Here is a 14,877-nt window from a genome sequence, read left to right as displayed (position 1 = left end):
ATAAGCAAGACTATATGGCGGGGCTCCGGCATTTTAAGAAAACCATCACTGACTTGAATTGGCAAAATTTGGATGTTAGTGATGTGTTTGAATTTAAATGATTATTTATGGGGATCCCTCAGGCTATTATCGGTCCAAGTTTATTGTGCACCTTCACTTCACATAGTGATTTCGCCATTGTTTCATCTAGGTGTTGAATCCTTTGCTTGGGCGCACACGCTCAGCAATGCCGTGATGCGAGTGCACAAAATGGTTATTTCTGGGAGGATATATGGACCATGTCACTAAGCTTGCAAAAAATATAGTTTCGCTTATTTTCGCAAGGCGTAAGTTAGTTGCAAGCGAAGCACCTTTGTTGCATGAGTTTGAACATTTTGATGAGCAAGAAACCGCACACCATGTAGCTATTGTAAAAAACTTAATTGAACAACAACAACCTATCACTATGATTTTACCCGCCTATCCCGGTAAGTCGCCAAATCGTGATAAAACACTCAGCTATTTACCAGACTTAGCAGAGATGCATTCAATTGACTTGCTTAATGAACTGTGTGAAGAAATTTCCACCGTTTATTCTTTTGGTGCCAAGCTCATTATATGCTCTGATGGCTATGTGTTTTCAGATCTAGTACGCATTCCAGATGAAAACGTACAAGCTTACACCGATCAAGTCATTGCCTATTATTCAGAGCATTACCCACAACACTTTGATTTTTTTGATATTAAGGACGCATTTACACAGTTGAAGTGCTTATCGTCAATGCGAGAAGAGCTGATGATCATGTATGGTGAGTCGCTTATTACTTTGACTGCATGCGCTAAAACTGACCCTGCTACAAAGTCGATGTATACGGGGATCACGCGCTTTCTTTTTGAAGACTATTGCGGGCTTAGCGAATTCGCGCAATCAAGTAAAACACAAATCCAAAAGCTCGCTAAACAAACATCTTTGAGAGTGATCCAGCGCAGTAATGCATGGAGTGCTTTACTTGAAGATAAGTTTCCGAATGCTGTTCGCTTATCCATACACCCTCAATTTAGAGTATCTAAAAAAATTGGTATCCAACTCGGTCGAGCAGAAGATAGCTGGCGAACGCCTTGGCACTCAGTTGCAGTAAGAGTAGATGGCGAAGTGCAATTAAAGCGTAGAAGTTTAGTCGACGAAAATCGGTATCGATTGATATTCAACCAAGGCAAGCCTTGTCATTATCAACCTCAGTTTGTTCAAGAGCTAGGAGAGCAACGTGCTTAAAGCGCTGATTTTTGACTTAGATGGCACCTTAGTCGATACCCTCAAAGATATTGCCTATGCCATGGACCGCACACTTGCTCACTTTGGTTTAGAGCGCCTTGGTGAGCCGGTATACCGTCAATATATCGGAGGGGGCTCTCGCGATATGGTCGAGCATTTATGCCCCGAACACTTATCTGTCGACACAGTGTACAAGCATTATTTAGAAGAATATCAAACACGTCTTTGCCAACATACGAGTCCTTATCAAGGTGTGCATCAGGCTTTGCGTGATTTTAAAGCTCTTGGGCTTAAAGTTTTGGTCGTGACCAATAAGCACCAATCCCATGCGCAAGTTGTCTTGAAAACTCTATTCGATGATATTGAATTTGACGCCATTGTAGGTGCAAACAGTCAATTTGCTAAAAAGCCAGATCCAACCTCTACCCTCACTGTGTTGGATAGATTAAACCTTCATCCATCACAGACCTTGTTTATTGGTGATACATCTATCGACATAAACACGGCTTTGGCAGCAGGTGTAACGCCAGTATGGGTGGCTTGGGGTTACGGTAATATCAGCGAATTACCTAACCCTCTTATATTACAGATCAGCGAAATAACACAGCTTGGCAATCTAGTGAATGAAAAATTAAAAGGAATGAACATGTCCCAGTTTGACATAGCAATTAAAAAGCAACCACAAACACAAATACAACAAGAGCAGTCATTACACGATACCCTATTGAATATCATTGAGCGCTATTTAGTTCGCGTTGAAGGCGATAAGTTTGCAACAACTGGGCGAGCCCTGTTAGCAACTCAACTTGCCTATTTTGTTGAGGAATCGCTTCCCATTGAAATGATTTTACCGGGATTCCCGTGTAAGTCTCCAAATCAAAAAGATAAGTCGTTTTCTGTCATGCCCGATTATGGCGAAGTAATTGCAATTGAGCGACTAGATGAAATTTGCGCACAAATTAAGCAAGTATATAAACCCGGTTGTAAGCTCACTATTTTAAGTGATGGCACAACATTTAATGATATTGTACAGGTTACTGATGAACAAAAAGAGCATTACAAAAACGCATTACGCCAATTAACTATCACTGAGCATATTCAATGGGCCGACTTGCAATCACTTGTCAACACACAAGATGATGCTGAGTGCTCAAACACATTGCGCGAACAATTGGTGGCGCAACTAGGGCTCGGTAAAAACGCGTTTAATAAGTTTGCTAAAGAAGTACAAAGTAATCAGGCGCTTTCAAGCACTCACGATAAACTGTGTAGTTACTTGTACCATGATATTAACCTTGAACCTATGGCCGAAGCAGATAGAGACCAATACTTGCAGTCGATTTGCGACAAAGCCTATACCATGATGTTTAGAGGCAAAGCGCTCTCTTATGGTATAGAAAAAGCGTTTCCAAATCATATTCGTTTGTCTGTTCATCAGTATGACAATGCCGGGCCTAAATTTACTTTCGCTTTGACTAAACATCAGCAGCAAAGCACTTCTCCTTGGCATACCGTGCCCGTTCGCAAGTTATCTGGTGAGTATGTACAGTTGCCCCACGCTATCGCACTTGAATCACTTGTTGTGCCAGTGTATTACCAAGGCCACAAGTGGTTATATCTAGAGGTTGCGAATAATAATGCCGAACAGTTTGATTTTGAGCTCATTAAAACACCCAAAATTGGTTTGAAAATCACCAAAAAATCAGGCACATGTTATGAGCAATTATCGTCTGAGTTTTTACAAAGCCTATCACAGGAGTTCGGCTTTGTTGTTTTGAAACAAGTTAACTTATTTGAACCACAAGATCTGGTGAAGTTCTGCGAACCTTATGGTCAACTATATCATTGGAACTTTGGTCCTGTAAAAGTGGTAAAACCAGAGGAAAACCCCACCGGTTATGTGATGTCCACCGAAAAGACACCGCTACATTGGGATTTAAGTATGCTGCCAGCAAACACACCTGAAGTTATCGAAAACCCAAGATTTACAGCACATACTTTTATGTTGTATTGCAAAACACCACCCGCCAAAGGCGAAGGCCAAACCTTGCTTGTAGACAGTCGCTGCGCACTGAAAATTGCTGGGCAAGATAAAGTTGAACAATGGCGAGCGCTTGATGTAACCTACAACACAAAAATGACCTATTATGGCGGCTCACCTCATACCTACCCTTTGGTTTACACTCATCCTGTGACGGGCGACGATATATTTCGCTATCAAGAAGGGTCTCAGTTGGCAATGCAGACATTCACACTGAGTAACTCAGATATGCCACAGGCAGAATTTAATGCGGCAATACGCGATGCTCATGACGTAGCATACGACCCTCGCTGTCTTGTGGAATATGAGTGGCAAGCGGGAGATTTGGTCATTATAGATAACTACTACACCTTACATGGACGCGCGGCTATGAGTGAAGCGTCGATGCAACGAGAGCTGTGGCGCGTACAAGTATATTAAGTTTAAAAATCAAAATGATAATTGAGTAGCTTGCACTGATATAACCGAGTTACTTTACTCAAAGAGCGCTTATGATTTGCTTCATAAGTGCTCTGTAATTTTTCACAAACCACCCCAACATGTAAATTAAGGTGGATGTCTTTAGTAATGCGCCATAAAAAAGCCCCGCGACTTGCGCAGGGCTTTTATCTAAATCAATTTTTCAAACTGATTAGAACTTGTAGTCAAACTTAAAGTAAGCTTGGCGACCAAGTGTTGTGTGCGTTTTAGCATCAATACCCATAGCGTCAGAAGGCACAAGTGGCGCTTCTTCATTAAACAGGTTTGCTGCACCTAACGTTAATGTTAAGTCTTTAAAGCCGATATAGCTTAGTGTTGCATCGTAAGTTGTCCAAGATTCAATCTTAAACTTCTTACCTGCGCTATCTGCTAAGTCGTTGTACGAGTCAATGAAGTTAACATTGAATGTTGCTAACCAGTCATTATTTGCCCAGTCAACACCCGCAGTCCAACGGTATTGTGGATGCTCATGCTCACCGTTTAGGTCTTCACGTACAGTGCTTGTGTTACCTTGGTCATCACTTTGGAAAGATTGCTCTTCAAAGTTCAGGGCATAAGTTAAGTTATAGCTAAACTTAAATTCACCCATATTTTGTGTAGTCAGTGCATACGCTAAGTTAACATCAAAACCATCTGTTTCACGACCACCAATGTTTACGAATGTGTCGTTGATAGTCAAAATACGACCTAGTGTACTACCTTGGCTTGGCGCACGAACAACTAAGTTAGGATCGGTACCACAGCAATCAACTAGCTTCTGTGCACCAATCTTCTTAATGAGATCTTCTTGGTCGTAGTTCCAGTAATCAACGCCAATGCTAAAGTCGTCAGTTGCCTGCCATACAACACCTAGGTTGTAGTTTTCAGACTCTTCTGGCTTAAGCTTTTTGTTACCCGCAACAATTGCTGTGTATTCTGTTGGTTCACAATCTGCCTCGGCGCCTGTTTGACGACAACGCTCTTTATCGATAACTGATGGAGACTCATCAGTGCGGCCTAAATGTAGCTGTACCAGTGATGGTGCTCTAAATGCAGTACCCCAAGAACCACGAATAACTAACGAATCAATGGGCGCCCAGCGAAATGCAATTTTAGGGTCGGTCGTGGTACCAAAATCACTGTAATCTTCATGACGTACAGCAAGTTGTAGCTCTAACGTGTCTAGCACTGGTACGCTGAACTCAGCAAACACTGCCGTGTTATCTCTGTCACCATTGGCTTGCGTTGCTTCTGTACCAAAAATTTCACCACGGATGTACTGGCTATCTGGGTTATCTTCGATTTTTTCACGGCGAGTTTCAAAACCAAATGCCGCTGATACATAGCCCGCACCTAGCTCAAACAACTCACCAGAAATGGTACCGTCGAGTGATTGCATGGTTGATGCACCATAACGCGTTGTTGTAGTCTCAAAGTATGCTAGCCCTTGCGCTGTGTTAGTGCTTGGTTCAAACGGGTTCCATAAACCCATATCAATCGCTTGTTGTGCACGGATCTTATTAGGGAAACCATCAAAGCCTTTTTCAACTGCGCTTGAGCGAATTGTTGAATAAGCAATTTCCCAATCCCAATCTTTGTAGTTACCACGTGCACCTAAAACACCACGATAGTACTCTGAATCTACGTCTTTTTTACGGTTACCAATATCAACGGTACGACGACGCATTGAAATATCAACACCATGTAAGAAGTGCGTTGGGTCAGTCGCTAGAGGGTGATTTGGATTATCACCGCTCATTGTTAGCTCGGTAAAGCTTGGGCTGCCAGCACCTTGAATGAATGTTGATGCGTGTTGCGCTGCAAATTCCGCAAAACCTTCAACGCCATCGGCAAGTTCTTGAACGCCGTTATAGCTAAAGCTGAAACGCTCAGTTGAAGGAATTAACGTCATGTGAGGTGCATAGTCATAACGGCAGATATCGCCAATGATCATATTCTCAGGACATTTATCGTTGCCCCATACATCGGCAAAAATAGTCTGTCTGATTGGGGTGCCATCATCAGCGGTGCCTGTTACAGGAAGTCTTGCCCACTGCTCGTCTGTTAGCATGCTTCTAACAACTTCTACACTGCCAGGGAAACCTGATGAGCTTAAAGAATTGTTACCACCTCTAAAGCGCTGATCTGCAGTGGCTGTGTAGTCTCTGTCACCATAAAATACATCGCCACGTTTGAAGTAATCGAGCGCAAAGTTATGTTGCCCTTTATCGGTCGACGAGCCCCATAACACAGTAAAGTTTTGCTCTTCACCACCACCATCAGCGGTATCAGATACTTTGCCCGACACTTCAAAGCCGTCAATATCATTACGCAAGATAATGTTGATTACACCTGCTACTGCATCAGAGCCATAGGTTGCTGATGCACCATCTTTTAGAATGTCGATACGTTTAACTGACGAAACTGGAATAGTATTTAAGTCAACGAAAGAAGTTTCGATGTCTTTTGCAAATGGGCTTACTGCAACACGACGACCGTTGATTAATACTAATGTAGATGATGCACCTAAGCCTCTGAGTGCCACACTCGACCCACCGTTGGCGGTGTCATCACTTGAGTTACCTTGAGTACTAAATGTACCAGCACCTGATACCGGTAGTTTTTGTAGTGCACCTATCAAGTCTGTAGAACCTGTAGCTGCTAAATCACCTGCTGAAATTGATTGGATTGGTGAAGGCCCTTCCATGTCAGTGCGTTTGATGTGTGAACCGGTAACTTCAATGCGTTCTACTTTTTCATCCGCCGCTACAGCTGATTGGGTTTGACCTAGTAACATTGCTGCTGACAATGCACTTAATGCAAATATTGGTTTCATTGTTTGCGTTTCCCTGTTGTAGTGTAAGTTATTGTTTTAATTAACCTGTATTGTTCTACCACATATTTTCGCAACGCACAATTCGCCACTTTTCTTACATTTTTTATCGCTATCACTGCTATAAGCACAAGTTTTGTGAAAATAAAATATTCAAATCAACAAGTTATTAACCTAAAAACCCCATAAAAGGTACAATTATGGACGTTTTCAGAGTCTACTTTCATAAAAAATTTTTGCTATAAAAGTGTTACATTTGGTTTCTAAAACGCTGGTGTACCTTAATGCGAGTGGTTGATACCGTCGTGCATAAATCCAAGCATAATATCTCTGCAAGACAACTGTTTACACAAACACAATAAATAAGCATTCCATGCTAATGGAACTCTCTAGAGCGAGGTTTAAGCGTTAATAACAAGTCGCTGCGATCCAGTAGCCTACCAGCAATAACATGAACCACTTCGCCACTGCGCTCTAATACACCTTTCACCTCTAGTATTTTGGCACTTAAATAAGCTTGTTTTTGTGCTCTAGCGGTTGCCGTCCACACCACTACATTAATATTGCCCGTATCATCTTCAAGGGTAAAAAAGGTGACACCAGCAGCAGTACCCGGCGCTTGTTTGCCAGTGACCAGCCCTATTACTGTAACTAACTGTTGGTTCTTGATATGCGCAAGCTCAACCTGACGAGTAAAGCGCCCTAAACGATTTGCTTCATCTAGCAGTGTGATCGGATGTTTATTAAGAGTAAGACCCGTCGCAGCATAATCTTCTAGAGTGTTATCTAGTGCTTCTCCTTCGCCAAATGGCGCCATTTCCTCTTGAATATCATCGCCATCCTTAACATAGCTAAACAGTGGCAGTTCGCTCTCTTTATCCATAATTTGCCAGCGGGCGCTATAACGACCACCAGCAAAACAAGATAGCGCATTAGCCGATGCCAGTTTCTCTAAACTCGTACTACTTACACCAAACATGCGTATCTGTTCAATATTGACGTAGCCTTGTTGAGGTCTCTGTGCAAGCAGAGTTTTAATTGTGTCGCTACTAAGGCCTTTTACTAGCCTAAAACCCAAGCGGATAGCAAACGTGCCGTGTTGCTCAATGACCTCATGATCATAATTAGAATGATTGATACATACAGGCAAAATCGCCACCCCATGACGCTGGGCGTCTTGGCATAATTGCGATGCACTGTAAAAGCCCATCGGTAAGCTATTCAACAATGCCGTGTAAAAAAAGGCAGGAAAATAATACTTTAGCCACGCAGAGCTATAAGCAAGTACTGCAAATGACGCAGAATGGCTTTCAGGAAAGCCATATTCACCAAATCCGCAGATCTGTGCAAATATTTGCTCTGCATAGCTTTGTGAATAACCCCTTTGCTGCATACCATCGAGCAACTTGCTTTTAAATTGCATAAGTTCGCCGGTTTTTTTCCACGATGCCATAGCTCGACGTAATTTATCGGCTTCGCCGCCACTAAAACCTGCAGCGACCATTGCCAGCTTAATCACTTGCTCTTGAAAAATCGGCACACCTAGTGTGCGAGCAAGTACCGATTTAACTTGCTCCGATGGATAGCTAATTTGCTCAGTACCACTTCTGCGCTGTAAAAACGGATGCACCATGCCACCTTGTATAGGCCCAGGTCGTACAATGGCTATTTGTATCACTAGGTCGTAATAACAACTCGGCTTTAACCTAGGCAGCATACTCATTTGTGCGCGCGACTCAATTTGAAACACCCCTACAGTGTCGGCCTTTTGCAGCATTTTATACACTTGCGGATCGTCGCCTAAGCGGGTTATATCAGCAATACGCCAAGTATAATTAAAGTGCTGATGAATATAATCAAATGACTTGCGAATTGCACTTAGCATGCCCAAAGCCAAAATATCGACTTTTAGCAAAGATAGGGTTTCTAGGTCATCTTTATCCCACTGGATCACGGTTCGTGCATCCATTGCTGCATTTTCTATCGGAACTAGCTCATACAGCGGACCAGCCGAAATAACAAAGCCACCTACATGTTGAGATAAATGTCGCGGAAACCCTAATATTTCATTAACTAGTTCAATAAACAGTTGCCCCTGATACGAGCTTGCATCAAGCCCCAATTCGCTGATCTGTGTTTGCCACGACAGCGCTTTGTCGCGGCGATTAACTTGCTTGATGTAATAATCTAGCTGAGTACTATCCATACCCAATGCCTTACCCACATCTCGTACTGCACTTTTAAAGCGATAGGTGATCACCGTTGCAGCCAGCGCAGCACGCTCGCGACCGTACTTGTGATAAATGTATTGGATCACCTCTTCACGACGTTGGTGTTCAAAGTCCACATCAATATCGGGGGGCTCATTGCGCTCTTGACTAATGAAGCGCTCAAATAATACTGAGATCTGCCGTGGATCTACCGCCGTGATTTCTAAGCAATAACACACCACCGAGTTAGCCGCTGATCCCCTCCCTTGATACAAGATCCCTTGGCGCTTGGCAAACATCACCACATCATGAATCGTTAAGAAAAAATACGGATAGTTGAGTGACTCAATTAATGACAATTCTTTTTCAATCAGTGCGGCGATATCGTCAGGTACCCCGTCAGGAAAACGCTTTTGCTCGCCCTTTTTAACCAAGGAACGTAAATAACTCATAGCACTGTGACCTTTAGGCACCAGCTCACTTGGGTACTCATATTGCAAGCTATCTAAATCAAATGTACATCGACTTGCAATCTCAAAAGTGGCGTTTAGCCACTGAGGCTTAAACAATTTACTTAACTTTGCTTTACTACGCAGTGAGCGCTCTGTATTTGAGATTAACATTTCGCCTAATTCGCTCACCGCACAGTTATAGCGAATAGCAGTTAAAGTATGCTGTAGCTTTTGCCGCTCCCCAACATGCATTAGTACTCCACCACAGGCGGTAATTGGTAAGTCATACTGTTTTGCAAGTTGCTCACAGTGCGAGATGTAAGCCCTATCGTTGTTTAATAAATGTCGTTGTAAACCAAGCCAAACTCGCTGGGGGTGATATTGCTTCAACCACATTCCCCAATGATTATCCTGCGCCCCTAAAGTTGGTAACCAAATAATTAAGCAATGTTTTATCGACATCAGATCCCATAAGTCCAACTCATATTTACCTTTTTCGCAGCGCTTTCGAGCATTACTAATAACGCGGCAAAGTTCAGCATAGGCTTGTCGATTGGGGCATAAAAGCACAAACTTTAATGTTTGATACTCAAACACACTCCCGACAATGAGTTTTACCGACAGCTGATTTTCTTTTATAGCGCGATGGGCTCGTACCACCCCCGCAACCGAACACTCATCACAAATAGCGATGGCATCGTAAGCTAAAAAATCGGCTTGCTTTACCAGCTCTTCAGGATGTGACGCGCCTTGTAAAAACGAGAAGTTACTTTGACAAAATAATTCGGCGTAACGCATATGACTAAAAGCAAATACTGTACATTCAAACAGTATCCTAGGTTTTACTGGAAAGATCAAATATCCCTTCCAAATGACCAATCGCAAATAAGCGTTATGTTATTGATTAAAAGCTCAATCTTAAACTCATTAGTATTTTATATGACTAATGGCTTATCGTTTTTCACAACAAAATCATTGCATTGGCATTTTTTTTATGCCACTTTCTGGCCTACTTAAAAACGATTACATTATAACATCAACAGAGTAGTAAAAAGTTATGACAGGATCTATTAAACTCTCTCCAATAGCGCTGGCACTGTTAGCCAGTTCTGCGGCTATGGCACAGCAAGCCAATGATAAAAACATCGAAACGATCTCGGTATTGGGGTCAAAAGTTTCTAACCGAACAGCCACTGAGTCGACCTCTCCGATTGACATACTCGACACCGATCAGCTAAACAAAGGTGGCTTTACTGAACTTGGGCAAAGCTTGCAGTCTATCGCGCCCTCTTTTAACTTTAGCCGTACACAAGTCTCCGATGGATCAGATTTATTTCGCCCTGCAACATTAAGAGGCTTACAACCAGATCAAACGCTTGTGCTTATCAATGGTAAGCGCCGTCACACACAAGCCATTTTTGGTTTATCTGGTACAGTCGGCGCTGGCGCTGCGGGTACTGACATGAACTCTATCCCGTTAATGGCACTAAAAAATGTTGAGATATTAAGAGATGGTGCTGCAGCTCGTTATGGCTCAGACGCCATTGCTGGGGTTATCAACTTATCGCTGAACGACAGCACCGGTGTTACTACCGGTTTTGTACAAGCTGGTTCAACAGGTGAAGGTGATGGCGACACTTACTCACTTGGTTTAAACCGCGGTTTTGATATTGGCAACGAAGGCGGCTTTATCAACTTCTCTCTAGAATACCGTGATGCCGATGGTACAAACCGAGCGCAACGTGATACTGGTGGCTCTTCAACTGTTGAGCCTGGAGAGTTATCACAAGACGTTCGCTGGCGACAAGGTAACTCAGATAGTGAATTTATTTCGCTGTTTTATAACGCAGCCTTACCTATGGGTAAAAATGAGCTTTACTCATTTGCTGGTTTTTCGAATCGTACAGCATTTGGTAACGGTTTTTATCGTGACTTCAACCGCGCGGAACGAAACGTACCGCAAGTCTACCCAGACGGTTTTTTACCGAGAATCGATAATGAAGCAGAAGACTTATCTTTTGCAGTTGGTTTTAAAGGTGAAATTAGCCCAGATTGGAATTTTGACTTCTCCAGTGTGTATGGTGAAAACCAATATGATTATTCGTCATCAAACACCATCAATGCGTCGTATGCTGCCCAGTATTTAGCCCAAAACCCCAATGCTTCCGCACAAGATATTGCTAACAATGCAGGCCCTAAAGGGGGCTATTCGGGTGGTTTCAGATTCGACCAATGGACCACAAACTTAGATATCAATGGCATTATTGATGTTGCAGGTGGTGAGCCCATTTATTTGTCAATTGGTGCCGAGTATCGTAAAGAGAACTACGAAATTGTACCGGGTGAAATAGCCTCTTATGCATGTGGTACAGCTAATGCCGATAGCTCATTCCCATCGGTTATCAATCCAGATGTATTTGCCGACTGTGGCTTTCAAGCTTATCAAGGGCTTAGACCGGATGCAGCAAACAAAGCTGACCGCTCAAGCCATGCAATTTATATCGAAGCTGAAACCCTGTTAAATGAAGATTGGCTAGTCAGCGCTGCGCTTCGTTATGAAGACGTGTCGAACTCTAATGATGACACCATTTGGAAGCTTGCAACTCGCTATGAAGTTACCGAAGACTTTGCTGTACGTGCAGCGGCTTCTACAGGCTTTAGAGCCCCGTCTTTGCAGCAATCTGGCTATACCGCATTTACTACTACTTTAGGTGGCGATGGCTCATTAGCAACCTCTTACACCGCTACAGCGGGTTCTCCATTCCCAGCAGCGCTAGGCGTTGATGGACTTAAACTAGAATCATCCGATAACTACAACTTAGGTTTTGCTTGGGATGTGAGTAATGATTTGTCTGTTACGTTAGATTTTTATCAAATCAAGATTTATGACCGTATCAATCTAGGTAGCTTTATTGGCGTGAACAGCGACGAGCTTGAAAACTTCCCAGCTGCCAATGCGGCACTCAATGCAACGGGAGCGGTGCAAGGTAACTTCTTCTCAAACTCGCTTGACTCCACTACCAAAGGGGTTGATTTAATCGCGTCATATTCTGTAGATGTTGCAAGCGGCGCGCTTGATATTACGTTTGCTGCAAACAAAAATAAGACTGAGATCGATAAAGTAAATGCGCCACAAGGTATTCCTGAAAGTATCGTACTTGATGAGCAAAGACGCTCTTTCTTAACTCACGGACAGCCGCAAGAGCGTGCTACGCTTACTTTTGATTATCAGCAAGACAAATGGAGCTCATTGCTTAGATTTAACTACTTTGGTAAAACTGAAGTGAGTTACTTTGCTGGTAAACACATTGTGTTACCTGATTTCCTATCACCAACCAATGACTGGCAAGATACCAGTGTGGTTGAGTCTGCTGTTTTGGTTGATGTAAACGTGGGCTATCAGCTTAACGATAACATCAATATCTCTGCCGGTATCGACAACCTATTTGATGAAACACCCGACGAACTTGGCGAAGATGAAGTGCTTAACTTTATCACTAACGGCGCAATGCGTTATCCACTGCGTGCCCTACCGTATGGTTTTGATGGCATGACTTACTACGCTAAAGTTACCTTTAGCTTCTAACCGAGCGAATGGCAGTAGCGTCAAAACGCTGCTGCCAAATCACTTAGCAAACAACCCTACAGCTACTTGCTAACAGCAACGTATTTTAAGACATATTAACTTTTAACCAATAACTCTCATTCGATTGCGGCTTCCTTTGTACCTTTTTTATACCCTACACTTTTTTACGTTTTATAAATACTTTTATACATACCAAAGTTTTAAAATTCTGCCGCGCTACTAAGCGCTTATTCACAGAGTTAGCCCTCTTATCACTTCAGTAGTCATTTTTTTGTCAAAAATATATGGGCTAATTTAAGGATCAGGAAAAGGAACCAAATAACCATGTCAAGTCAATATAAGGAAAGGCAACACAGTCAATTAAGACAGGTGTTGCTGTATGTCGCATATGGAGATGACTTACTCTATTACCAAGGAGTAAAAACCAGCATTCTGTCGGTGCTTCATCATTGTAAAAATAGTCATCAACTTGAAGTCGTTGTTGTCAGCGAAAAGCCCGACTTTTTTGCCAACTACCCAGTGACACATTTTACTATTACACCAACTTTAAAGCTCGATTGGTCACTAAATAACCGCTACCATTATCGAATTAAAAACCGAGCTCTCGCTCATGCGATTGACAATTTACACCTTGGTGCCAATGACAAAATTCTAGCGTTAGATACTGACACTTATTTCACTAAAGATATCAATGAATTGTTTGATAAAATCAACGTCAATCTATCATTAATGTTTTTGGATGAAGGACCATTGACAAAAAAACAATTTACCGAATATAGAGAGTCCTATCAATCCCCTATTAAACTTGAAGGGGACGTGAGCTATCAAATATCACACCAATACCATATGTGGGGCTCGCTCATGGTCGGCATTACCGCCAGCAAACGTACGCTAATAGATAAAGCCGATCAACTTTTGGTTGCTTTACATCAGTGGGCACCGACGGTAAGAACAGTAGAACAATTTGCCATGTCACAAGTGCTAGGCAATGAGGGGGCGTTGATTGAAGGAAAAAATGATGTACATCATTATTCTCATAAAGGCAGAAAGTCTTTTGCTCAAACGAATATTGATGCGTTTTTTGCCAATTACGGACACTATGAATTTGACACTCAATTACAGTATTATCCTAAACTTCGATTGCGTAGAACGTTAGCGGCATTTTTATCAGAAAAGTTCGCTAAACTCACTCAGTCACCTAAAGCAACTTCAAGAACGAAAGTAATATGACCCAAGCTATTCCCATTTTGATGTATCACAGCTTAGCAATAAAGAAAAAAGGCACAGTGCTGCGCAGTATACATGTTCCTCCTAAACGTTTTTGTAACCACATGAAAATGCTTAAGTTACTTGGCTACAAAGCACTGAGTATGAAGCAGTTGGCTCCTTACCTTCGCGGTGAAAAGCAAGGCAAAGTGGTAGGACTAACCTTTGATGATGGGTACCTAAACAATTTAACCCATGCAGCCCCATTGCTACAGCGTCTAGGTTTTAGCTCCACGTTATACGTTGTGAGTGATCTAATTGGACAACACAATATTTGGGATAAGCATAAAAACATAGACTCAAATCCATTGATGAATGAGCAAGAAATAAAACAATGGCTTAACTATGGACAAGATATCGGCGCACATACTAAAAACCACGTGCATTTGGACAAAATCAGTGAACCAGATGCCTATGAAGAAATCGTTGGTTGCAAGCTGGCTCTTGAAAACATGTTTCAAACTGAAGTATCAGACTTTTGCTACCCGTATGGTCACTTTAACCACAAGAATATCGAGCAAGTGAAAGCCGCCAGTTACAAAACAGCCACAACAACTATCCGTGGCAGAGCTAACTACGATGGTACTTGTTCTGATTTGTTCACCTTGCCTAGAGTGTTTATCCCTTATCACACGTGGCCACTGCGTTTTTATCAAAAGAGCTTTAGTGCCTACGAAGACCGAAGAGTGCATAAGTCATAAAATAGTCTTCCTTTTGGAGGTGTTAAATAACAGGATGTCATTTAACACCTCCAGTTGAATATTGTAACCCTATGCAC

The 14,877-nt window shown here is 42.4% G+C and carries 7 protein-coding genes; 5 read left to right on the top strand and 2 right to left on the bottom strand.

From position 1 onward, the window contains the following. Positions 1 to 271: 271 nt before the first annotated feature. Entirely contained in the window at positions 272 to 1,252 is a 981-nt protein-coding gene (locus tag HC733_RS04020; RefSeq protein WP_190363757.1) for an isocyanide synthase family protein, read from the top strand. Continuing rightward, the gene (locus tag HC733_RS04015; protein ID WP_190363756.1) at positions 1,245 to 3,713 is read left to right on the top strand and encodes an L-tyrosine/L-tryptophan isonitrile synthase family protein; all 2,469 of its coding nucleotides are present in this window, start codon (positions 1,245 to 1,247) and stop codon (positions 3,711 to 3,713) included. The genes HC733_RS04020 and HC733_RS04015 overlap by 8 nt, the downstream gene beginning before the upstream one ends. Before the next feature lie 211 nt (positions 3,714 to 3,924). Here the strand turns inward: HC733_RS04015 and HC733_RS04010 are convergent, their stop codons facing one another. Together HC733_RS04010 and HC733_RS04005 are read right to left on the bottom strand one after the other, a co-directional pair. Then, complete coding sequence (locus HC733_RS04010; RefSeq protein WP_190363755.1) at positions 3,925 to 6,588, bottom strand: TonB-dependent receptor plug domain-containing protein; 2,664 nt, start codon at positions 6,586 to 6,588, stop codon at positions 3,925 to 3,927. 373 nt (positions 6,589 to 6,961) lie between these two features. Then, positions 6,962 to 10,045 (bottom strand): error-prone DNA polymerase, encoded by a 3,084-nt coding sequence (locus tag HC733_RS04005; protein WP_190363768.1) that lies wholly within the window; start codon positions 10,043 to 10,045, stop codon positions 6,962 to 6,964. A 259-nt stretch (positions 10,046 to 10,304) separates the two neighbouring features. Here HC733_RS04005 and HC733_RS04000 point away from each other — a divergent pair, with 259 nt between their 5' ends. The 3 genes from HC733_RS04000 to HC733_RS03990 all read left to right on the top strand — a co-directional run bounded on the left by HC733_RS04000 (position 10,305) and on the right by HC733_RS03990 (position 14,800). Continuing rightward, on the top strand, positions 10,305 to 12,833 hold the full coding sequence (locus HC733_RS04000) for a TonB-dependent receptor (protein ID WP_190363754.1): 2,529 nt from the start codon (positions 10,305 to 10,307) through the stop codon (positions 12,831 to 12,833). A 324-nt stretch (positions 12,834 to 13,157) separates the two neighbouring features. Next, positions 13,158 to 14,063: a hypothetical protein gene (locus tag HC733_RS03995; protein ID WP_190363753.1), complete on the top strand. Its 906-nt coding sequence runs from the start codon at positions 13,158 to 13,160 to the stop codon at positions 14,061 to 14,063. Next, positions 14,060 to 14,800 carry a polysaccharide deacetylase family protein gene (locus HC733_RS03990; protein ID WP_190363752.1) on the top strand — a complete coding sequence of 247 codons (741 nt, stop codon included), beginning with the start codon at positions 14,060 to 14,062 and terminating at the stop codon, positions 14,798 to 14,800. The genes HC733_RS03995 and HC733_RS03990 overlap by 4 nt, the downstream gene beginning before the upstream one ends. The last annotated feature ends 77 nt before the right edge of the window (positions 14,801 to 14,877 follow it).

It is taken from the genome of Pseudoalteromonas sp. S16_S37, from assembly GCF_014694405.1.
Taxonomy (GTDB): Bacteria; Pseudomonadota; Gammaproteobacteria; order Enterobacterales; family Alteromonadaceae; genus Pseudoalteromonas.
The sequence above is the reverse complement of the archived record's forward strand: the minus strand, read 5'-3'. Positions and strand labels throughout refer to the sequence as shown.